This is a genomic window from Fictibacillus macauensis ZFHKF-1, from assembly GCF_000269865.1.
Classification (GTDB): Bacteria; Bacillota; Bacilli; order Bacillales; family Fictibacillaceae; genus Fictibacillus_C; species Fictibacillus_C macauensis.
The window spans coordinates 1-23898 of the sequence record NZ_AKKV01000002.1; the positions used below are offsets into that span (position 1 = coordinate 1).

At 43.4% G+C, this 23898-nt stretch carries 18 protein-coding genes; 16 read left to right on the forward strand and 2 right to left on the reverse strand.

From position 1 onward, the window contains the following. Positions 1-197: 197 nt before the first annotated feature. From A374_RS20385 to argS, 6 genes are all read left to right on the forward strand, one after another. Positions 198-530, forward strand: coding sequence for a hypothetical protein (locus A374_RS20385; RefSeq protein WP_007200114.1), 333 nt, complete (start codon positions 198-200; stop codon positions 528-530). Between the two features lie 334 nt (positions 531-864). After that, positions 865-1692 (forward strand): polyamine aminopropyltransferase, encoded by an 828-nt coding sequence (gene speE / locus A374_RS00025; RefSeq protein ID WP_007200115.1) that lies wholly within the window; start codon positions 865-867, stop codon positions 1690-1692. 10 nt (positions 1693-1702) lie between these two features. Continuing rightward, complete coding sequence (speB, locus tag A374_RS00030) at positions 1703-2581, forward strand: agmatinase (RefSeq protein ID WP_007200116.1); 879 nt, start codon at positions 1703-1705, stop codon at positions 2579-2581. A gap of 153 nt (positions 2582-2734) precedes the next feature. After that, positions 2735-4489, forward strand: a complete 1755-nt coding sequence (locus A374_RS19410; RefSeq protein ID WP_007200117.1) for a PAS domain-containing sensor histidine kinase — start codon at positions 2735-2737, stop codon at positions 4487-4489. 193 nt (positions 4490-4682) lie between these two features. Further along, entirely contained in the window at positions 4683-5120 is a 438-nt protein-coding gene (locus tag A374_RS00040) for a YwiB family protein (protein ID WP_007200118.1), read from the forward strand. Positions 5121-5122: 2 nt separating this feature from the next. Further along, entirely contained in the window at positions 5123-6793 is a 1671-nt protein-coding gene (gene argS / locus A374_RS00045) for an arginine--tRNA ligase (RefSeq protein WP_007200119.1), read from the forward strand. 73 nt (positions 6794-6866) lie between these two features. Here the strand turns inward: argS and uvsE are convergent, their stop codons facing one another. After that, positions 6867-7820 carry a UV DNA damage repair endonuclease UvsE gene (uvsE, locus tag A374_RS00050; RefSeq protein WP_007200120.1) on the reverse strand — a complete coding sequence of 318 codons (954 nt, stop codon included), beginning with the start codon at positions 7818-7820 and terminating at the stop codon, positions 6867-6869. Between the two features lie 55 nt (positions 7821-7875). Then, positions 7876-9078, reverse strand: coding sequence for a cardiolipin synthase (gene cls, locus A374_RS00055; protein WP_007200121.1), 1203 nt, complete (start codon positions 9076-9078; stop codon positions 7876-7878). A gap of 282 nt (positions 9079-9360) precedes the next feature. Between cls and A374_RS00060 the strand changes: the two genes are divergently transcribed. The 10 genes from A374_RS00060 (at position 9361) to pyrG (ending at position 23622) form a co-directional block, all read left to right on the forward strand. Beyond that, positions 9361-11484, forward strand: coding sequence for a (Fe-S)-binding protein (locus A374_RS00060; RefSeq protein WP_007200122.1), 2124 nt, complete (start codon positions 9361-9363; stop codon positions 11482-11484). Positions 11485-11607: 123 nt separating this feature from the next. Further along, positions 11608-12795, forward strand: a complete 1188-nt coding sequence (locus tag A374_RS00065) for an acetyl-CoA C-acetyltransferase (protein ID WP_007200123.1) — start codon at positions 11608-11610, stop codon at positions 12793-12795. 3 nt (positions 12796-12798) lie between these two features. Further along, positions 12799-13650: a 3-hydroxybutyryl-CoA dehydrogenase gene (locus A374_RS00070; RefSeq protein ID WP_007200124.1), complete on the forward strand. Its 852-nt coding sequence runs from the start codon at positions 12799-12801 to the stop codon at positions 13648-13650. Between the two features lie 23 nt (positions 13651-13673). Beyond that, on the forward strand, positions 13674-14816 hold the full coding sequence (locus A374_RS00075) for an acyl-CoA dehydrogenase (RefSeq protein ID WP_007200125.1): 1143 nt from the start codon (positions 13674-13676) through the stop codon (positions 14814-14816). A 21-nt stretch (positions 14817-14837) separates the two neighbouring features. Next, the gene (locus A374_RS00080) at positions 14838-15980 is read left to right on the forward strand and encodes an acyl-CoA dehydrogenase (protein ID WP_007200126.1); all 1143 of its coding nucleotides are present in this window, start codon (positions 14838-14840) and stop codon (positions 15978-15980) included. A 5-nt stretch (positions 15981-15985) separates the two neighbouring features. Continuing rightward, positions 15986-16927 (forward strand): methylmalonyl Co-A mutase-associated GTPase MeaB, encoded by a 942-nt coding sequence (gene meaB / locus A374_RS00085; protein ID WP_007200127.1) that lies wholly within the window; start codon positions 15986-15988, stop codon positions 16925-16927. A gap of 11 nt (positions 16928-16938) precedes the next feature. Continuing rightward, entirely contained in the window at positions 16939-17580 is a 642-nt protein-coding gene (locus A374_RS00090) for a TetR/AcrR family transcriptional regulator (protein ID WP_007200128.1), read from the forward strand. 18 nt (positions 17581-17598) lie between these two features. Continuing rightward, entirely contained in the window at positions 17599-20859 is a 3261-nt protein-coding gene (icmF, locus tag A374_RS00095; protein WP_007200129.1) for a fused isobutyryl-CoA mutase/GTPase IcmF, read from the forward strand. A 345-nt stretch (positions 20860-21204) separates the two neighbouring features. Further along, on the forward strand, positions 21205-21741 hold the full coding sequence (gene rpoE / locus A374_RS00100) for a DNA-directed RNA polymerase subunit delta (RefSeq protein WP_007200130.1): 537 nt from the start codon (positions 21205-21207) through the stop codon (positions 21739-21741). 279 nt (positions 21742-22020) lie between these two features. Then, positions 22021-23622 (forward strand): CTP synthase, encoded by a 1602-nt coding sequence (gene pyrG / locus A374_RS00105; protein WP_007200131.1) that lies wholly within the window; start codon positions 22021-22023, stop codon positions 23620-23622. The last annotated feature ends 276 nt before the right edge of the window (positions 23623-23898 follow it).

Consider the following 23898-nt stretch of genomic DNA (forward strand, 5'->3'; position numbering starts at 1 on the left):
CCGTAAATATTTACCGCCTGCAGAAGGTTCTACCCCCAACAACTAAATAAGGTTTAGTATGGTAGAACAGTGTAACAGGGTTGAAACTGATTTAGACTTTTACACACTATTATGGACTTGACTGCTTCCTCCCTCTTTTTGGCTGTTGCAAAAGCCGACGAATGCACACGAAACAATGTGGAGGAGTTTGCGAATGCGTGCAAAGTACGGTTCGCGCGCAGGAAGCCTTGATTCGCGCGCAGGAGGCCCCGATTCGCGCGCAGGAGACCCCGATTCGCGCGCAAAGCATGTTCGTTCGCGCGCAGGAGGCCTTGATTCGCGCGCAGGAAGCCCCGATTCGCGCGCAGGAAGTCCTGGTTCGCGCGCAGAGCAACGCAAAATACCCACAACAGCCCCAAATCACGCACGAAACAATGCAAAACGAGCTAATAAAGCTCCGAATGTGGGTAAAACAAGGCGGATCTCTCGAAAAAGCAGCTGATTGCACACAAAACAAGACAAAACGCATGAAAGAGTTAGCGAATGCATGAACATGCTAAAGTATGAACTGCGCACAGGAAGCCCCAAATCCCGCGCAGAGCAAAGCAAAATACTCACAACAGCCCCGAAGCGCGCGCAAAACAACGCAATCCGTCCGCATAAGCCCTCGAATCACGCACAAAACAACGCAATCCGCCCACAACAGCCCTCAAATCACGCACAAACACCTAAGCCCAAGCTCTCGTAATAAAGTGATTGGCAGCGATGCTTTCCTCTCCAATTACCAAAAATTTAGTAGTATATGAGAAATGTAAGTGCTATAATTTGTTTTGTTTCAAATTTATAACAATGCTTCCCGGCATTTCAACATGAGGAGTGATGGTTGTGGAAATGTGGTTTACTGAAAAACAAACGAAAAGCTTTGGAATTACAGCGAAGGTGAAACAAACGTATGTATCCGAGCAAACAGAATTCCAAAAGCTTGACATGATCGAGACTGAAGAGTTCGGCAATATGCTCGTACTTGATGGTATGGTCATGACCACACAAAAGGATGAGTTCGTATATCATGAAATGGTTGCGCACGTCCCTTTATTCACCCATCCAAAACCGACGAACGTTCTCGTAGTCGGCGGCGGAGATGGCGGAGTAATCCGCGAAGTACTTAAGCACCCGTCCGTTGAAAAGGCAACACTTGTTGAGATCGATGGTTTGGTCATCGAATATTCCAAACAATACTTACCTGAAATCGCTGGCGATCTCGAAGATCCCCGCGTAGAAGTAAAAGTAGATGATGGATTTATGCATATTGCAACGAGTGAAAATCAATATGATGTGATCATGGTAGATTCAACTGAACCAGTTGGCCCCGCGGCAAAGCTTTTTGAAAAAGGATTTTATGAAGGCATTTCAAAAGCATTAAAAGAAGATGGGATTTTCGTAGCACAAACGGACAATCCATGGTTTACGCCGGAACTCATTACGAAAGTGTTTAAAGATGTACAAGAAATTTTCCCGATTACACGACTGTATACGGCGAACATTCCGACGTACCCAAGTGGGCTATGGACATTTACAATTGGCTCCAAGCAACACGACCCACTAGAAGTACAGGAAGAGCGCTTTCATGACATAAATACGAAATACTGGACGAAAGACATTCAGAAAGCTGCCTTTGCACTGCCGAAGTTTGTCAGCGACCTGCTAAAATAGGAGGAATATCATGCGATTTGATGAAGCCTATTCTGGCAATGTTTTTATTTTAAGCAAGCAAGATTATAAGCAAGCAGACGCCGTGATTTACGGCATGCCGATGGATTGGACCGTATCGTTCCGACCAGGCTCCCGCTTCGGTCCGGCACGCATTCGTGAAGCATCACTCGGGCTAGAAGAATATAGCCCCTATGCGGACAAGCATTTAGAAGAAGTGAACTACTTTGATGCGGGTGATATTCCCCTACCATTTGGAAATCCGGCGCGCAGCCTTGATATGATTGAAGATTACGTGGCATCGTTGCTGGCGGATAATAAATTCCCGCTTGGACTAGGGGGCGAGCATCTTGTTTCCTGGCCGGTTTTTAAGGCGCTGAAGGCAAAGTATGATGATTTTGCCATCATCCATATTGACGCGCATGCTGACTTGCGTGAAGAGTATGAAGGAGAAGCGCTTTCTCATTCCACACCGATTCGCAAGGCATGTGAACTAATTGGTGCACAAAATGTGTACTCGTTTGGCATTCGTTCAGGTATGCGTGAAGAGTTTCAATTTGCCAAAGAATCTGGCATGCATATGCACAAGTTTGATGTGGTAGAACCATTGAAACACGTCCTACCAACGCTAGCTGGTCGTAATGTTTATGTAACGATTGATATTGATGTACTTGATCCAGCGCATGCGCCAGGAACAGGAACAGCAGAAGCTGGTGGCATTACATCAAAAGAATTGTTGGAAGCGATTTCGCTCATTGCGCAGGCTGACATCAACGTCATCGGTGCTGATTTAGTAGAAGTAGCACCCATTTATGACCCATCAGAACAAACACCGATTGCGGCTAGTAAGTTCATTCGTGAAATGCTGCTAGGTTGGGTTGGAAAAAAATAATTTTTTTACTAGAGACGAAACTAAGATAGGCTTAGGATCGTCTCTTTTTTATAGCGGTGCAAACCGTGTAACTTTTTGTCGAATGAAGTTACAAAATTGTGTCAGTTTTGTTATAGTTAAAGAAGAAATGAAAAGGGGAAAGGAGTTAGGGGAATGGGAAGCAAGATACAAGCGTCGCCTGCACCGTTTATTCAGCATCTTACGGATGCGATTGTGATCGTATCAAAAGAAAATGAAACGATTGTAGAGACGAATCTAGCTGCACAAAAGCTAGCAGCGAAATCAGAAGATCAGTTGCAGAACCTCCCAGTTTCTGCTCTCCTGCCAAATTGGGATCAGCACTACTCTATCAATCATTCAATTTGTTCTACAGAAGGGGAGAAGATGAAACGTATTCATCTGACTGTAGAAGATTTTGGACGTAATCAAGAGTATTGGTTTTGCGTGTTAAAACCATCCGAGTCATTTGAGCAACCGGTGGAAGAGAACCTTTTAACGACACTCGTTAACATCGTACCTGACTTTATTGGTATAAAAGATGGAAAAGGTCGTTTTCTTTTTGCCAATAAATTTGCTGGTGAGCTGTTCGGCTTTTCACATGAAAATGTAATTGGCAAATCCGACTTTGATTTAGGTAACAGCCTGCCACAATATAAGAAAATGTTTGAAACATGCTTTGAACGAGACGAAGATGTTTGGAATGGTCGTGAATTAAAGCGCTACCATGAACGGATTCCTCTTGATAATCAAGAGCGCATTTTTGATGTATACAAAATACCTGTTTTTACGAAGCACGGTGAACGAAAGAATTTATTGATTTTTGGTCGAGAAATTACCTCTCAGGTTGCTTCTCATAAGAAACTATTAGAAAGTGAATCACGTTATCGCCTGCTCGCTGAAAACTCGACAGATATGATTTCTACACATGATATTAATGGTGAAATGCTTTATGTTTCGCCGGCTTGCATGTCATTACTAGGCTATCATCAAGAAGAGTTGCGAGCCTATAAAGCGTTCTCGCTATTCCATCCAGACGATGTGCGACGCTCATTAAAGCTCCATAACCAACTGTTAAAAGGTAAGAAAGTTAGTAGTTTTTCTTTTCGTGTGAGAAATGCGAAGGGAGAATACTGTTGGGTGGAGTCTAGCTGTCGAGGAATTGTTGATCCGAAAAGCGGTAACGTCGTGGAAATTATTGCGGTTACACGCGATATTTCACAGCGTATGGAAGCGGAAGAGATGGTGCGCAAGTCAGATAAGCTCTCGATTGTAGGGCAGCTAGCTGCTTCGGTTGCGCATGAAATTCGCAATCCACTTACTGCTTTAAAAGGATTTATACAACTTTTTCAAACGAGAGGTGTCATCGATCACAACCAGAAATATTATGAGATTATGTTTGAAGAGTTAAATCGCATTGAACAAATTATTACGGAGCTTTTAATTTTGGCAAAGCCACAATCGAAAACGTTAGAAACAAAAGATATTAAAGAATTGATTCACTATGTAATTGATCTATTAAGTCGTCAAGCACTCGTTCATAACATTCATATTGTCTGTGATATAAAAGAAACACTGCCGGCCATTTCTTGTGTAGAAAATGAACTAAAACAAGTGTTTATTAATCTTGTCAAAAATTCAATCGAAGCGATGCCAGAAGGTGGCGTTATTCATATTGCTGGTAGCAAGCATGAAGATGGTATTGAAATTGTGATTCATGATCAAGGCTGTGGAATCCCACCGGAAAGCATCAATAAACTCGGTGAACCTTTTTATTCCACGAAAGAAAAAGGAACAGGCTTAGGATTAATGACAAGCTATAAGATCATTCGTGAGCATCAAGGACAAATATCCATAGATAGTACACCAGGAAATGGAACAACGGTGCGCATTAGCTTACCTACTGCCTAACGGAACTACCTGGTGCCGAGCACTTTTCGTACACTTGTGGAAAGGTGCTCTTTCTTATAGCGTGCCAATTTTTGTTGGAAGGTTGAATGAACCCCCTCCCATCCGCTATAATAGTTGAGTTATACGAAAGTAGTTCGTTAAGGGCACCTCTTAACGTTACAATAGAAAATCGGTTAAAAAGGACGGAAACGAAATGAATGGACATGAAGCCGGCATACCTGTCAGGTTAATGATGGAAACCGTCATTGAAAATGGCCAACAGCGGGATGTACATAAGGCAACTGCGCCAGGTATTATTTACCGCAAAAAGGATGCAACCTTTCTTAAGTACACAGAGGTTATAGAAGAGGCCGGTTCGGTTAACAATGTGATTAAAATAACGAACGAAGGCATCGTCATTTTACGTGGGGGGAGTGTCTCCATGCGTCAAAAATTCTTGATCGGACAAACGACAGAGGGCATGTATGACACACCTTATGGTCAGCTCTGGATGGAAACGACGACTCACAAAATGAACTTTCGATACAATCAACAGCGAAATGAAGGCGACTTACTCTTGCGCTATAATCTTGTACTGCAAGGAGAGGACACCGGCACATTTACGATAAAAATGAACTTTCAGGAGGCGTAGAAATGAACGTTGTAGAACAAGTGAAGCTGCAGCTTAAGCACGAAATTGAAGAAGCCGTTGTGAAAGCAGGCCTAGCTTCGCGTGAACAATTACCAGAAGTCGTATTAGAACTACCGAAAGACAAGGCGCACGGAGACTATGCAACGAACATGGCGATGCAATTGGCGCGTATTGCGAAAAAGGCACCACGCATGATTGCTGACGAAATTGTTGCGCATTTTGATAAATCAAAAGCGTCTATTAGCAAGCTTGAAATTGCTGGACCAGGCTTTATTAATTTTTATATGGACAATGGTTATTTAACGGAGCTGATTCCAACGATTTTAAAGGCGGGCGAGAACTATGGTCGCACCGACTTTGGTGGTGGGAAAAAGGTTCAAGTAGAATTCGTATCTGCGAATCCGACTGGTAACCTTCACTTAGGTCACGCACGCGGCGCAGCTGTTGGTGATACACTTTGTAACATTCTAGACGTTGCGGGCTTTGACGTATCTCGTGAATTTTACATTAATGATGCTGGAAACCAAATTAATAATCTTGCTTATTCGATTGAAGCGCGCTATGCGCAGGCACTTGGACACGATCACGCTATGCCAGAGGATGGCTATCATGGGAAAGATATTATTGAGTTTGGTACGGTATTAGCAAACGAATACGGCGATCAGTGGCTAAAAGCGGATGAGAAAGAACGCTTTGAGTTTTTCCGTCAATACGGTCTAGAAAAAGAATTAGAGAAAATTAAAGTTGATTTAGCAGCATTTCGCGTGAACTTTGATGTGTGGTATTCGGAAACATCGCTTTATGAAACAGGAAAAATCGGGCCGGCTTTAGACAAGCTAAAAGAAAAAGGCGTTGTATACGAAGAAGAGGGCGCGACGTGGTTCCGTTCTACGGACTATGGCGATGATAAAAACCGTGTGTTAATTAAAAATGATGGTTCGTACACGTACTTAACACCAGACATTGCGTATCATAAAGACAAGCTCGATCGTGGCTTTGAGAAGTTAATTAACATTTGGGGTGCAGACCATCATGGCTACATTCCTCGTATGAAAGCGGCGATTGAAGCGCTTGGCTATGATCGTGAACAGCTTGATGTATTAATTATTCAACTCGTATCACTGTTCCAAAATGGTGAAAAAGTGAAAATGAGTAAACGTACAGGTAAAGCTGTAACGCTAAAAGATTTAATGGAAGAAGTCGGCATAGATGCGACGCGTTATTTCTTCGCGATGCGCAGCAACGATTCTCACTTAGACTTTGATATGGACTTAGCCGTGTCTAAATCAAACGAAAACCCAGTTTTCTACGTGCAATATGCGCATGCACGTGTGTGCAGTATGTTGCGTCAAGGCGCAGAAATGGGCTTATCGTATGAAGGCAACCTAGACCTTTCACACATCACTTCAGAAAAAGAATTTGAGCTTCTGAAAAAATTGGGTGAATTTCCTGCTGCAGTAGTAGAGGCAGCAGATAAAATGCTTATTCACCGTATGACAAACTACGTTTTTGAATTAGCTTCTGCGCTTCATAGCTTCTACAACGCTGAACGTGTATTAGATGCTGAGAACAAAGAGAAATCAGCAGCACGTTATGCGCTTATGAAAGCAACGCAGCTAACCATTGAGAATGCACTTCGCATTGTCGGTGTATCTGCGCCAGAAAAAATGTAATGCTTTGACATTGCGCAAAAAAGACACGTTTCCACAAAAGGGAACGTGTCTTTTTGTTTGATCGTAAAATTTTTTATAGTAAAATTGTGCCGCCAGTCGGTCGCTTAGTGCCTCGTGTTTTTTCAAGATCACGCAGCAATTGAATGAGGGCAAGGTCTTTTTGTTTCGCTTCAATCATCACATCTAGTTCATCCGTCATGGGCTTAATCATTTTAAAGAAGGGCATGACATAATCGAGGCTAACGAAGTCGTGATGACTGCGGTACGCTTTCTCATCTTTAGGAGAGGAAAGGTGTACTTTAGGAGGACGTCCTGTCCCCTCCCACGTTTTAATAAAGCGTGGCAACAGTTCCTCAAGCGGTGTTTCGCATGGATTGGCAAGATGATGATGATAATCGAACATCATAGGTACACCGATCGTTTCACATACTTCAAGTGTCTCCTCGGTTGTGTACGTTTTGTCATCGTTTTCTAATGTCATCGCTGCTTTAATTGTATCTGGTAATTGCTTGATATTTTCGTAAAAGCGGGCAAGCGACGAGGCTTTATCTCCATAAGCACCACCCACATGAATGTTAATGCGTGCCTGTTGATCAAGCCCCATTGCTTGTAGCAAAGCAAAGTGATACTCCATGTCTTTGACAGCATTCGTCGTAATATGCGGCTTCGGACTCGTAAAGAGTGTAAATTGATTAGGATGCATGCTAACACGTAACCCGTGTGCTTTAACAAGTGCCCCGATTTGTTCGCACTCTTCTTTCGTGTCTTTTAAATAGTCCCACTTCACGTCTTGATGCGTGGCGAGTGGAACAATGGAAGAAGACATCCGATACAGTGGAAACTGGTGCGCAATATTATAATGAAGTGTACGCAATGTATTGCGTAAATTCGTTTTCGTAATCGTTAGTAAGCGCTCGGCACGCTCTTCTTCTTCAAGCTTCGACCATGTGGCGAATGTCATCGTTTTTGAAGGAGAGGCGTCATGAAGCGCAAGTGCTGTTGAAACATAACCGAATGAAACAAGCATCGGCAATTCCTCCTTGCATAAGTTGTATATAACTTAAGCATACCTTAAACAAAGCTTATAAAAAAGATGAAAATGTTTCGCCGAGCTTTACTTTTACTTTTGTCCAAACCGATTGCTGTGTTAAATCTTCTAAATACAAGCGCTCAGAACGATCCAAATCATCTTCAATGGCTTTTAGCGTATCGTGAAGAAGTTCTTGGCTCGTAAAGACACAGTTTACTTCTTCATTTAGAAATAAGCTTCGTTCATCGAAATTGGTCGTACCAATATCCCCGATTTTATTGTCTGCGATAAAAACTTTCGCATGGAAAAAGCCTTCATAATATTGATACACATTACAGCCTGCTAGTAATAACGCCTGTAAATAAGGATAAGAGGCCTCTTTGACAATTGGATGATCAGCTTTCATTGGTACGAGCAGTGTTACGTCAACGCCACGCTTGCGTGCATGTAGCAGCGCTTGGAGAATCGCTTTTCCAGGAATGAAATAAGGAGAGCCAATAAAAATCCGTTCCTGCGCCTCGTTCATTTGTTGAAGAAGAAAGGATACAATATCTTGCTTAGCGAACATCGTTGTAAAGTGAATCGAGCCGTCCTTTAGCGTTGGAAAATACTTCGCTTCGGTCAACGTTTCAGAAGTGGCTGTTTCCCAATCCATGGCAAATTGCTTTTGCAAGGAGGAAATGACAGGCCCTTGCAAACATAAATGGTAATCCCGCCAATCCCCGAGCTTTGGATTGCGTCCTAAATATTCATCACCAACATTAAAGCCGCCCGTAAAACCGACTGCGCCATCAATAATGGCAATTTTACGGTGGTTACGACGATTGAGCTTATAAAAGAAAAAGGGAAAGCTTGGCCGTGCGCTATACGCAAACTTAACACCTGCGAGCTGAAGCTCCTTAATTGTTTTCTTTTTCATTAAGAAGCTGCCTAAGTAATCTAACAAAAGGCGCACTTCGATCCCTTCATACGCTTTGCGCTTTAATAAGGCGGTAAGCTCTTTGCCGATGCAGTCGTCATTAACTATGTAAAATTGTATATGAAGATGATGTCTGGCTTTTTCAATTTCTTCAAAAAGCGTATCGTAAAATTCAGTGCCTGTCGTTAATAGCGAGGCTTCTCCTGTCGAAGCAATTGGTTCTGATGCAACATGGTCTTTCACGTTCTTCTTTCCAAGATATAAATCTAGCCATACGAGGAACGAAAAGAGCAACGCCATCACGATACAACCTAACAAAATCCATATAATGCTCATCGTATGCCCCTTTACCTAAGATAGTTTATAGTATTACCGCGGTATGATTTTATCAATCACCGCGTAAAAAGCTTTTCACAAATTCTACATTATACCATAAGTCGATATAATCCTCAGTAAAGCTGCTGGAAAAAATTTTTCAAAAAGAATGTTGACTGAATGCTCATTCATTTATTAATGTATGGTATACTAGATTCAGAAAATTCCTCCCTTTTTGAATAGTAATTCTAGGTATATAAAGGAAAAGGGCGGCATAAGACCAAGATGAAGGGAGCATAAAAGATGAACGGCTTACAGATTTTGAACTGGATTGCCTTTATTCTTGTAACCGCTTACGCGTTAAGTTTATTCGTGTATATTGTGAAAACGCGTTATGAGTATATTAAATTAGGTAAAAAAGTCGAATTTGACCACACCGTGCAAGAGCGCATCAAAGCCGTGCTTGTGAACGTGTTCGGTCAAAAAAAGCTCTTAAAAGATAAAAAGAGCGGTGCCATTCACGTCATGTTTTTCTATGGATTTATTCTCGTCCAATTTGGAGCGATTGATTTTATTTGGAAAGGACTTGCGCCAGGATCGCACTTACCACTTGGCCCATTGTACCCTGCTTTTACATTTTTCCAAGAAATCGTTACGTTCGTCATCCTTTTGGCTGTAGTCCTTGCCTTCTACCGTCGTTACGTAGAAAAGCTTGTACGCTTAAAGCGAGGATTTAAAGCCGGTCTCGTTTTACTATTCATTGGTGGATTAATGGTTTCCGTATTAGTCGGAAACGGAATGGATTTAATTTGGCATCAAGAGCCAGGCTCATGGACGGAGCCAATTGCTACCGGCATTGCTTCGCTATTTAGCGCTCTCCCACAAACTGCAGCAACGGTTATTTTCTTTATCGCTTGGTGGATTCACTTGCTCTTCCTGTTAACGTTCCTTGTGTACGTGCCGCAGTCTAAGCATGCGCATTTAATTGCGGGCCCGCTAAACGTTTGGCTTGGTCGTAAAGATCAAGTTGGGAAGCTATCATCCATTAACTTTGAAGATGAAACGCAAGAAGTATTTGGTGTTGGAAAAGTAGAAGACTTTAACCAAAAGCAGCTTGTTGATTTGTATGCTTGTGTAGAGTGTGGGCGTTGTACGAATGTTTGTCCAGCAACAGGAACAGGGAAAATGCTCTCACCGATGGATATGATCATTAAAATTCGTGATCATCTCACAGAAAAAGGGGCAGCTGTTACCTCTCGCACACCTTGGATGCCTGCATTTGTTTTTTCGAATACAAAAGGAAACCAAATTGCGTACCAAGCAGCGGGCAAAGGAACAGGTGCAAATGAAACAGCAGCGGCAACAGATGGCAGTTCTGCCTTCAAATTTGAATACAATATCGAATTAATTGGTGAAGTCATGACCGAGGAAGAAATTTGGGCGTGTACGACCTGCCGAAATTGTGAAGATCAATGTCCGGTTATGAATGAACATGTGGATAAAATTATCGACATGCGTCGTTACCTCGTGTTAACAGAAGGAAAAATGGACGCTGATTCAAAACGTGCCATTCAAAATATTGAAAAGCAAGGAAACCCGTGGGGGATTTCTAAGAAAGAGCGTGAAAATTGGCGCGACCTTCGTGAAGATGTTCATGTTCCTACGGTAAAAGAAGTAGAAAAAGCTGGAGAAGAGTTTGAATATTTATTCTGGGTAAGTTCCATGGGTAGCTATGATAACCGTAGCCAGAAGATAGCTCTAGCGTTTGCACGCATCATGAATGAAGCAGGCGTGAAGTTTGCGATTCTCGGTAATAAGGAGAAAAACTCAGGCGATACGCCACGTCGCATCGGTAATGAGTTTTTATTCCAAGAAATGTGCACAAGTAATATCGCTTTATTTGAAAAGCATAACGTGAAGAAAATCATTACAATCGATCCGCATGCGTATAACACGTTTAAAAATGAGTATCCGGAATTTGGTTTTGAAGGCGAAGTATATCATCACACCGAATTGTTAGCTACATGGATTAAAGAAGGAAAGCTTTCACCGAAGCATGCTGTCAATGAAGTCATCACGTATCATGACTCGTGTTACCTCGGTCGTTACAATGAAGTATATGAGCCACCGCGCGATATTTTAAAAGCGATTCCAGGTGTGAAGCTCGTTGAAATGAACCGCAATCGTCAAAATGGTATGTGCTGTGGAGCTGGTGGGGGCTTAATGTGGACGGAAGAAAAATCCGGACAACGCATTAACGTCGCTCGTACCGAGCAAGCATTAGAAGTAAATCCAACGATGATTGGTTCAGGTTGTCCGTTCTGCTTAACGATGTTAAGTGATGGAACGAAAGCGAAAGAAGTAGAAGATCGTGTTCAAACATTAGATGTTGTTGAAATTTTAGAGCGTTCCCTGTTTGGTGCGTAATAGCTATGGTAGCCTGTTGTTCTGAAAGAGACAACAGGCTCCATTGGCACGTTAGGTCGACCGAGCGTTCGCTCAACGGCTAAAATGTAAGCGTTTTATTTCTAATTTGAAGGAGGCGTTTTCGTGAGTAAAACAGTAATTGTTAGTGGAGTGCGTACACCGGTAGGGAAATTAGGAGGAGGCTTAAGTGCGCTGACGGCATCTGATTTAGGTGGAATTGCCATTGAAGAAGCACTAAAGCGAGCGAGCGTTAACGGCAATGACGTAGGTGAAGTCATCATGGGATGTGTTCTCCAAGGAGGACAAGGTCAAATCCCTTCTCGCCAAGCAGCGCGAAAAGCGGGGTTACCGTGGGAAGTCAAAACCGAAACGATCAATAAAGTTTGTGCTTCTGGATTACGAAGTGTTACTTTGGCTGACCTCCTTATTCGTGCTGGTGAGGAAGAAATTGTGGTGGCCGGTGGCATGGAGTCCATGAGTAACGCTCCTTATATTTTACCGAAAGCACGTTGGGGCTATCGCATGGGAGACGGGGCAGTTACCGACTTAATGATTCACGATGGGTTAACATGCTCGTTTACGGGTGTTCATATGGGCACGTACGGAAATGGCGTAGCAGATGAAATGAACATTTCCCGTGAGGCGCAAGACGATTGGGCTTTACGCAGTCATCAACGCGCGGTGATGGCGATGGAAAACGGTACTTTTGCAGAGGAAATTGTCCCTGTTTCTGTTCCGCAACGAAAAGGAGAACCGCTGATCGTAACTGCGGATGAATCACCACGTAAAGATACGTCAAAAGAGCGTTTAGCGAAGCTTGCACCGGTGTTCTCGCAATCTGGAAGTATTACAGCGGGCAATGCTCCTGGCGTTAATGACGGAGCAGCGGCACTCGTTTTAATGTCAGAAGAACGAGCGGCGAAAGAAGGCAAAGCAGTCCTGGCAACGATTATTGGCCATGCGGCAATGGCAACAGAGGCGAAAGATTTTCCGAAAACACCAGGTCTCGTGATCGGCGAACTTCTAAAGAAAACAGGCAAAACAATACAGGAGATTGATTTGTTTGAAATAAATGAAGCCTTTGCAGCTGTGGCGCTCGCTAGTGCAGAGCTAGCTCATCTTGATTTAGAAAAAGTAAATGTGAACGGTGGCGCTGTGGCGCTTGGTCATCCAATCGGCGCAAGTGGTGCAAGAATCATTGTTTCATTGATTCATGAGTTGAAACGTCGTGGCGGCGGTCTCGGGATTGCTTCTATTTGTTCAGGCGGCGGTCAGGGCGATGCGATTTTAATTGAAGTGAAGGGAGAATAAAGCATGACAATAAATACGATTATGGTCATTGGTGCAGGACAAATGGGATCAGGAATCGCGCAAGTATGTGCGATGGCAGGATATAACGTCTTTCTTCATGATCTCCAAGAAGAGTTTGTACAAAAAGGAATTCAATCGATTGAAAAGCTGTTAGCGCGTGCTGTGGATAAGGGGCGAATGACGGAAGAGGATCGGGACGACACATTGCGTCAATTGCATCCATCTACATCCATTCAAAATGCAGCCGAGGCCGATCTAATCATTGAAGCGGTCGTTGAAAATATGGACGTGAAAACGGGGATTTTTAAAATGCTTGATGATATCGCGCCAAAGCATGCGATCTTAGCAAGTAACACGTCATCGCTTCCTATTACAGAAATTGCGGCGGTAACGAATCGACCGGAAAAAGTAATCGGCATGCACTTTATGAACCCAGTGCCGGTTATGAAACTAGTAGAAATTATTCGCGGTCTGCAAACGAGTGATAGTGTCTATGAAGTGATTGAAGCCGTTACAACAAAGCTTAATAAAGTACCAGTTGAAGTGAATGACTTCCCTGGCTTTATTTCAAATCGTATTCTCATGCCGATGATTAATGAAGCCATTTTTGCTCTCTATGAAGGCGTTGCAGAACCAGAAGCGATCGATGAAATTATGAAGCTCGGTATGAATCATCCGATGGGGCCGCTTACACTTGCTGATTTTATTGGCTTAGATACGTGTCTTTATATTATGGAAACGCTGCAAGAAGGCTTTGGCGATGATAAGTATCGTCCATGTCCTTTGCTTAGAAAATATGTTAAAGCGGGATGGCTCGGTAAAAAAACAGGCAAGGGCTTTTATACGTATAGCTAACGTGTGGATAGGGGGACTGGAAGGTGAATCTCACGTTTACAGAAGAACAACGCATGATGCAAAAAATGGTACGTGACTTTGCACAAAAGGAAATTGCGCCTATAGTCGCGCATATGGACGAAACGGATACATTTCCGGAAGCAGTCGTTTCGAAAATGGGCGAGCTCGGCTTAATGGGTATTCCTATTCCAGAAGCTTATGGTGGTGCAGGTATGGACTTTTTGTCTTACATTATAGCCATTCATGAGCTGTCAAAAGTAAGTGCAACGGTTGGCGTTATTTTGTCGGTGCATACGAGTGTTGGCACTAATCCGATTTACTATTACGGCAACGAAGAACAAAAACAACGCTTTCTACCAAAGCTTGCTTCAGGACAATACCTTGGCGCTTTTGGTTTAACAGAAGCAAGCTCAGGATCAGATGCAGCCTCTCTCAAAACGCGAGCGGTTCGCCATGGTGATCACTATGTGCTAAATGGATCAAAAGTATTCATTACGAACGCTGGCTACGCCAATACGTATATCGTATTTGCATCGACGAAGCCAGAAGCAGGCGCAAAAGGCATCAGTGCCTTTATTGTTGAGAAGGATACCCCGGGCTTTTCGATTGGAAAAAAAGAAAAGAAAATGGGGATGAACGGCTCAAGTACGTGTGAACTCATATTTGATGGTGCGAAGGTGCCGGTTGAGAACCGCCTTGGCGAAGAAGGGGAAGGCTTTAAGATTGCGCTCGGTAATTTAGAAGCAGGTCGCATCGGTATTGCTGCTCAAGCACTTGGCATTGCTGAGGCGGCACTAGAGGAAGCCGTAGCATATAGCAAGGGGCGCAAGCAGTTTGGTAAAGCAATTGGTGCCCAGCAAGGCGTAGCTTTTACATTGGCTGATATGGCAACACAAGTGGAGGCAGCCCGCCTTTTAACTTACCGAGCAGCATGGATGCGGCAATTAAATCGTCCATGTCCGCAAGAAGCGTCAATGGCTAAATTATATGCCTCCAAAGCAGCGATGGATCTTGCTATTAAAGCAGTCCAAGTTCACGGTGGGTACGGTTATACAAAAGAGTATGCAGTAGAGCGACTGTTCCGCGATGCGAAAGTTTGCGAGATTTACGAAGGAACGAGCGAAATACAACGATTAGTACTAAGTAAACATCTACTACGAGATTAAAAAGCAGAGAGGAAGATTAACGTGCAATTTCAACTATCAGAAGAGCATGAAATGATTCGAAAAATGGTGCGCGATTTCGCAAAAAATGAAGTAGAACCAACAGCAGCAGAACGTGACGAAGAGGAACGTTTTGATCGTGCGTTGTTTGAACAAATGGCGGAGCTTGGCTTATGTGGCATTCCTTGGCCAGAAGAGTACGGTGGCATTGGTGGCGATTATTTAGGCTATGTGATTGCTGTTGAAGAGCTTTCACGAGTATGTGCTTCTACAGGGGTTACACTCTCTGCTCATACCTCACTTGCGGGTTGGCCAATCTTTAAATTTGGATCAGAAGAACAAAAGCAAAAGTTTCTTCGTCCGATGGCAGAAGGAAAGAAAATGGGGGCGTACGGCTTAACGGAGCCAGGTTCAGGCTCGGATTCCTCCAACATGAAAACGACGGCAAAGCGCGACGGCTCTGATTACATTTTAAACGGCTCGAAGATTTTTATTACAAACGCAGGTGAAGCGGAAATTTACGTTGTGTTTGCCCAAACAGATGCAGCAGCCGGTCACCGTGGTATTACAGCCTTTATCGTTGAAAAAGGCACACCAGGCTTTTCGTTCGGTAAAAAAGAGAAAAAGCTTGGCATTCGTTCCTCGCCAACATTAGAGCTGATCATGGAAGATTGCCGAATTCCAGAAGAGAATCGTCTTGGGGAAGAAGGGCAAGGCTTTAAAATTGCAATGATGACGCTAGACGGCGGTCGTAACGGGATTGCGGCGCAAGCAGTTGGGATTGCACAAGGTGCACTCGATGCCAGCGTGAACTATGCCAAAGAACGCAAGCAGTTCGGAAAATCGATTGGTGCAAACCAAGGCATTGCTTTTAAATTAGCAGATATGGCAACAAAAGTAGAAGCAGCGCGTCTTCTAACCTACCAAGCAGCATGGCGTGAAAGTGAAGGATTATCGTACGGAAAAGAATCAGCGATGTCAAAGCTTTATGCGGGCGATATTGCGATGGAAGTAACAACCGATGCCGTGCAAGTATTTGGCGGCTACGGCTATACGAAGGATTATCCAGTAGAACGTTATATGCGTGATGCGAAAATTACGCAAATCTATGAAGGAACACAAGAAATTCAACGTCTCGTCATCTCTAAAATGTTATTAAAGGATTAAGAGCGATGCATCACTTAGCAGAACGCATCGGACAAAAAGAAGAACGAGCGCTAGCCCGTGCCATTTCGTACGTTGAAAACGATCATGAGGAAAAGCTGGAGCTTTTAAAAAGTATCCATTCCTTTGGGAAACGCGCGTACTATGTTGGTTTAACCGGTTCACCGGGTGCGGGCAAAAGCTCGCTTGTCAATCGACTGATTGCCTATTTGCGGGCACTGGGCTTAACGGTTGGCGTTGTGGCGGTTGATCCGACAAGTCCGTTTAGCGGTGGCGCCATTTTAGGTGATCGCGTGCGCATGAGTGAGCATTTTACGGATCCAGGCGTTTTTATTCGAAGTATGGGAACGCGTGGAAGTCTTGGCGGCTTAGCCCGCACGACGAAAGAAACGGTCGCACTCTTAGATGCGTATGGATATGATGTCATATTAATTGAAACCGTCGGTGTAGGGCAGTCAGAGCTCGACATTATGAAAATAGCAGATACGACCGCTGTCGTCCTAAATCCAGGAAGCGGCGACGTTGTGCAAGTGTTTAAAGCAGGCATTATGGAAATTGCCGATTTGTTTATCGTGAATAAAGCGGATCTACCTGGTGTGCCGAAATTGCTTTCGGAAATAGAATCGATGCTTGATCTCGTCAAGCATGATGCTCCTTTTCGACCAGCGATCGTGCAAACTGTTTCTCTGCGTAATGAGGGCTTAGCTGATGTGTGGACAGAGATGGGGCATCATCGTCAGTACTTAGAAGAAAGTGGTGAAGGGAAGCGGCGACGAACGCGCAATCTTCAGCAAGCGGTCGTGGAAGTGGTGCATTATGAATTAATGCGGCGCATTATGCTTCAAGAGGAAGAGCGTGGCATGACGTGGCTTTCTCATGTCGAACAAGGCGATGTGGATCCGTATCAAGCGGCGGAAACGATTCTTAAGCAATGGCACAGAGATTCATAAGGAGGGATTTAATGGGGAAAAAGGAAGTTCCATCGCTCGTGAAAGATGAAAAGCTCATTGAAAAGCGGCGCGGCGAAATGGTGAAAGCAGCTGTGACGCTGTTTAAAGCGAATGGCTTTCACCGAACAACAACCCGAGAAATCGCAAAAGCCTCTGGATTTAGTATTGGCACCCTCTATGAGTATATTCGAAGTAAAGAAGATATTTTATACCTTGTCTGTGACAGCATTTACGATAGCGTGAAAAATAAAATGCAAGAGCAAGTGAGAGAGACCGATTGTACCCTTGTGCACGTGAAGCAAGCGATTGCCGCCTATTTTAAAGTAGTGGACGAAATGCAAGATGAAGTGCTCGTTATGTACCAAGAAGCGAAATCGCTTTCACGCGAGGCGTTGCCTTATGTGTTAAAAAAAGAGCTTGAGATGACAGCGATTTTCGAAGAATTGCTAAAGCGTGCCGTTGATCGCGGCGAGCTGATGCTTTCTAGCGATGAAATTCGGCTCGCAGCGCATAACATTTTAATTCATGGTCAAATGTGGACATTCCGGCGCTGGAGTCTTCAGCGTGAATATTCGCTCGATCACTATATTGACGTTCAGACTGAGCTGTTGTTAGGGGGGCTTGTCGGCGCCCGCATGTCAGCACAGTCGTAAGAAAAGGAGGATGGAAGCATGAGTACAGAAGAAATCTATCAGCCAAAACATCATATCCGCTTTGTAACAGCATCAAGCTTGTTTGACGGGCACGATGCTTCAATTAATATTATGCGCCGTATTTTACAATCCAGTGGGGCCGAGGTTATTCACTTAGGTCATAATCGCTCGGTTGATGAAGTAGTGAGCGCAGCCATTCAAGAGGATGTGCAAGGAATTGCCATGTCCTCATACCAAGGTGGTCACGTAGAATATTTTAAATATATGATCGATTTATTACGTGAGCGTGGTGCTGGTCACATTAAAGTGTTTGCTGGTGGCGGTGGCGTCATTATCCCTCCTGAAATTAAAGAGCTGCATGAATACGGGATGGCGCGTATTTTTTCGCCAGAAGATGGGCGCATTAACGGCTTGCAAGGCATGATAAATTTCATGATGCAAGAATGTGATTTTCAAACGGTTACCTCACTAACGGATGAGCTTGAAAAATTACCGTTAAAAGATGCGAAAGCAGTCGCGCGTCTCATTACAGTGGCTGAAAATCAAGAAATCATTCCAAAAGAAATTGCGGTTACTGCAGAAGAAGTGCTAGATACCGTCAAAGCATCACAGCAAGCGGTACCTGTTCTTGGGATTACCGGCACTGGAGGCGCAGGGAAAAGTTCATTAACCGATGAGCTCGTTCGTCGGTACTTAAATGAATTTGAAGATAAAACGATTGCCATCATTTCAATCGATCCTACGAAACAAAAAACAGGCGGCGCCTTGCTTGGCGATCGCATTCGCATGAATGCCATCTACAATCCGCGGGTATATATGCGCAGTCTAGCCACACGTGGTTCGCGCTCAGAGCTTAGTCATTCGATTCAAGATGCATTGATTGTCGCAAAAGCAGCAGGCTATGATCTTATTATTGTGGAGACGAGCGGTATTGGGCAAGGTGATGCAGCGATTGTGGATGTATCAGACGTGTCCCTTTACGTCATGACAAGTGAGTTTGGAGCACCATCACAGCTTGAAAAAATTGATATGATTGATTATGCCGATCTGATTGCGATTAATAAATATGAACGCAAAGGCTCAGAAGACGCGCTTCGCGACGTACGCAAGCAATATCAGCGCTCGCGTCAATGGTTTGAAAAAGACTTGGACGGCATGCCTGTCTACGGCACGATTGCGTCTCAATTTAACGACGAAGGGACGAATGCGCTCTTCCGTGCACTCGTAACGACATTGAACGAAAAATGTAACCTTCAGTGGCCATTGAAAAGCTTAGAAGACGAAATGATTGCTAAGAAAAATGTCATCATTCCTGGTGAGCGCAGTCAATATTTAAATGACATCGTCTATACGATGCGTTCGTACTATAAAACGATGGAAGAGCAAGTAAAGTATGCACGCCAAAGCTATCAGTTGAAAGGATCGATCGAAACGATTCAAGAGCTAAATGCAGAGGGCGAAGTTGTGACAACACTTGAACAAGCGCGCGAAACAGTAGGCGAGAAGATGCATCCGCTGACGCGAAAAACGCTTGAAAACTGGCCGAAGTTAAAAGAAATGTATAGCGGCGAAAAGCTCGTAACGAAAATTCGTGATAAAGAAATCGTCACAGAGCTATCGACGAAAAGTCTGGCGGGTCTTACTATCCCGAAAGTTGTCTTACCGAAATACGAAGACTGGGGCGAAATTATTAAGTGGGTCATGAAAGAAAATGTGCCCGGCTCCTTCCCCTACACAGCTGGCGTATTTCCATTTAAACGTAAAGGTGAAGATCCGAAGCGTCAGTTTGCTGGTGAAGGTACACCAGAGCGAACGAATCGTCGCTTTCACTATTTATCAAAAGACGATGATGCAAAGCGCTTAAGTACAGCATTTGACTCTGTCACACTTTATGGCGAAGATCCTGATATGCGTCCTGATATTTATGGAAAAGTCGGTGAAAGTGGCGTAAGCATTTGTACGCTAGAAGATATGAATAAGCTGTACTCAGGCTTTGATCTCATTGCGCCAAGTACGTCGGTATCTATGACAATCAACGGTCCAGCGCCGATTTTACTTGCCATGTTCATGAATACAGCGATCGGTCAACAAGTGAATGTTTTTGCTGAGAAAAATGGTCGTCAACCGAATGCAGCGGAGCTTCAAGATATTAAGGCGATGACGCTTGCCAACGTACGCGGTACGGTGCAAGCTGATATTCTTAAAGAAGATCAAGGGCAAAATACGTGTATTTTCTCAACCGAATTTGCGCTCCGTATGATGGGTGATATTCAGCAATACTTTATCGATCATAACGTACGTAATTATTATTCTGTCTCCATTTCGGGCTATCATATTGCGGAGGCGGGGGCGAATCCGATTACCCAGCTTGCCTTTACGCTCGCTAATGGCTTTACGTATGTTGAATATTATTTAAGTCGCGGCATGAACATTGACGATTTTGCTCCGAACTTATCGTTTTTCTTTAGCAACGGATTAGATCCTGAATACGCCGTCATTGGTCGGGTTGCTCGTCGCATTTGGGCAACGGTTATGAAAAATAAATACGGCGCAAATGAACGCAGCCAAAAGTTGAAATACCATGTACAAACGTCAGGTCGCTCGCTGCATGCACAAGAAATTGATTTCAATGACATTCGCACGACGCTACAAGCACTCATGGCGCTTTATGATAACTGTAACTCGTTGCACACGAATTCCTATGATGAGGCGATTACAACACCTACAGAAGAATCTGTGCGCCGAGCGATGGCCATACAGCTTATTATTACGAAAGAGCTTGGCCTAGCACGCAATGAAAACTCGTTACAAGGCTCTTTCATTATTGAAGAATTAACCGATCTTGTAGAAGAAGCAGTTCTGCAAGAGTTCGAGCGTTTAAACACACGCGGTGGCGTTCTCGGCTCTATGGAAACACAATATCAACGTGGAAAAATTCAAGAAGAATCCATGTTCTATGAAATGAAAAAGCATAGCGGCGAGCTGCCGATTATCGGTGTAAATACGTATATGAATCCGAATCCGTCAAGCGATGAAGAATTCAACATGGAACTGGCTCGTGCGACCCAGGAAGAGAAGCAGCAACAAATTACGCATTTAGAAGACTTCAAATCAGAACATGCGGCAGTAGCGGCTAGTGCCTTAAAGAAACTACAAGCAACAGCGCTAAATGGCGGCAATATTTTTGAAGAGTTAATGGAAACGGTAAAAGTAGCCAGCCTAGGTCAAATTACAGGAGCTTTATACGAAGTTGGTGGCAAATACCGCCGCAACATGTAAAGCCATTAGAAACCGCGAATCATCGCGGTTTCTTTTTGCTAAAAATAGGGTTTGGGGTATTTTACCTTCACAACATACATTGCTTCATAATGATTTTTTTAGTAATCTTGATAGTCTGTATGCTAGAAAGAGGATTATAACGAAGTGAAACCGTGTGCTTCTAAACTCATAATTAACGTATGAAGTTGGAGAAGACGGCGTTTGCTACACGTTCTTTTAAAAAAAAGATAGGTTTCATCTAGCATATCCATTGCAGATTTGTTTATAATGAAGAGTATAATTCTTCTAGATAACAGAATCATCTATGACATAAATAGATTTATTGATCCGAAAGGAAGTGCCAATTTGAGTATAACGAATACGTATTCAAAAGAAGAGCTCATGGAAATGTCCATGGTGGAAATTGCTTTTGAAGTTCTAAAAGATGAAAAGTCAACTGTACCATTCTATGATCTTGTGCAACAAATTAAAGAGATGAAGGGTCTTACAGACGAAGCGCTAGAACGTCGTCTCTCTTATTTCTACACAGATATGAATATCGATGGTCGTTTCGTTTCACTTGGTGATAACAAGTGGGGCTTAAAGGCATGGTATCCAATTGAAAGTAGTGAAGAAGAGCTTGGTAACACGAACAAGCCAACGAAACGTAAGAAAGTGGAAGATGACGACTTCGATTCTTACGATGATTTTGAAGATGAGGACTTTGAAGAGCTTGAAGTAGATGCTCTTGCAGAAGGCGAAGAGCAGGATGCGGACGAGGACTTTGAAGAGGAAGAAGAGTTTGCTGAAGGTGAAGAAGAGCTTGACGGTGACCTTGAGGACGAAGAAGACGAGGCTGCTGAAGAAGAATTATACGAAGTAGAAGAAGAAGAAAAACAGTAACTAAGAAAGAGGCTTGCGGCATTTGAAAAAATTCCGTAAGCCTCTTGACTTCTGTAAGGAAAGTCGATAGAATCATTTTTGGGCTACACATATATTATAGTTAAATTGATAACAAAAGTGCCCCCATTATTTGGGGAGAAGACACTTTTGTTTTTTTTATTTTTGTAGAAAAAATTGCGCCTAACACCCTTGGGCGCTCTTACTTTTTTACCTAGTAGTGCTTGAAAAAATTAACTGTAGGGCATACTTAATTTTGACTATCCGGAGGGGGAATTGTAAATGGCTAAATATATTTTTGTGACAGGCGGTGTCGTTTCGTCACTAGGAAAAGGAATTACGGCAGCTTCACTTGGTCGTCTCTTAAAAAACCGCGGTGTAAAGGTAACAACGCAAAAGTTCGATCCGTACATTAACGTCGATCCTGGTACGATGAGCCCTTATCAGCACGGTGAGGTATTCGTTACGGATGATGGTGCTGAAACGGATCTAGACTTAGGTCACTATGAGCGCTTTATTGATATTAATTTAAATAAATTTAGTTCTGTCACAACAGGGAAAATTTATTCAACGGTGTTACGTAAAGAACGTCGTGGTGAGTACCTAGGCGGAACGGTGCAAGTTATCCCCCATGTTACAAATGAAATTAAAGAGCGAGTGTTCCGCGCGGGACGCGAAACGAATGCAGATGTCGTGATTACTGAGATTGGTGGGACTGTTGGTGATATCGAGTCACTACCATTTTTAGAAGCCATTCGTCAGATTAAAAGTGACGTAGGTTCTGAAAACGTAATGTACATTCACTGTACGCTTATTCCATACATTAAGGCAGCTGGTGAGTTGAAAACAAAACCAACACAGCATAGCGTAAAAGAGCTTCGCAGTCTTGGTATTCAACCAAATATTATTGTCGTTCGTACAGAAATGCCAGTATCCGATGAGATGAAAGAAAAGCTTGGTTTATTCTGTGATATTAATCCTAAAGCTGTCATTGAAGCGCGTGATGCAGATACGCTTTACCAAGTGCCAATCGCTCTTCAAGAACAAAACATGGATCAACTCGTTTGTGATCACCTTAAACTCGATTGTAAAGAAGCAGATATGAGTGAATGGAAAGGGTTAATTGATCGCGTATTAAATCTTTCTGGCAAAACAAAAATTGCACTAGTAGGGAAATATGTAGCGCTACAAGATGCGTACATTTCCGTTGTAGAATCACTTCGTCATGCTGGGTATCACCATGATGCTGATATTGAAATTGATTGGATTAATTCTGAAGAGGTGACAGAAGAGAATGTTGTGGAGCGTTTGAAAGGCGCTGATGGCATTTTAGTTCCTGGAGGCTTTGGAGATCGCGGTGTGGATGGTAAGCTACTTGCTATTCAATATGCTCGCGAAAACAATATTCCGTATCTTGGTATTTGCTTAGGCATGCAGCTTGCGTCCATCGAGTTTGCTCGCAACGTGCTTGGCTATAAAGATGCACATTCTACAGAATTAAAGCCATCTACTAAATATCCAATTATTGATTTATTACCAGAGCAAAAAGACGTTGAAGATCTTGGTGGCACATTACGTCTTGGTCTATATCCTTGTAAGCTTTCTGAAAATACAAAAGCGTACGAAGCTTATAATGATGAAGTCGTCTACGAGCGTCATCGCCATCGTTATGAATTTAATAACGAATTCCGTGAGCAAATGGAAGCAAAAGGCTTTATTTTCTCAGGGACAAGCCCGGATGGCCGCCTTGTAGAAATTGTAGAGCTTCAAGATCACCCGTGGTTCGTAGCTGCTCAATTCCACCCAGAATTCATTTCACGACCAACACGCCCACAGCCGTTGTTCCGTGATTTCATTGGTGCTACGTTACAGTTGCAAAAATAATAGAGGAAATGGCTTCATCATCGATTTTGATGGTGAAGCCATTTTTTTATGTCGTTTAAGTTTGCTCTCATGAACGCAACGCCTTACATGTAGACGATTCAGGAGCATGTGGGTTGAGCCTTCCCAATAGCGTTGCTAAACAAATCAATGATCGCGAAAAAGTGATTCGCGCGCAGACCGGGTCTGTTCGCGCGCAGATGCCCCCGATTCGCGCGCAGACAAGGTTCGTTCGCGCGCAGGGGCCCCCGATTCGCGCGCAGACCTGGTTCGTTCGCG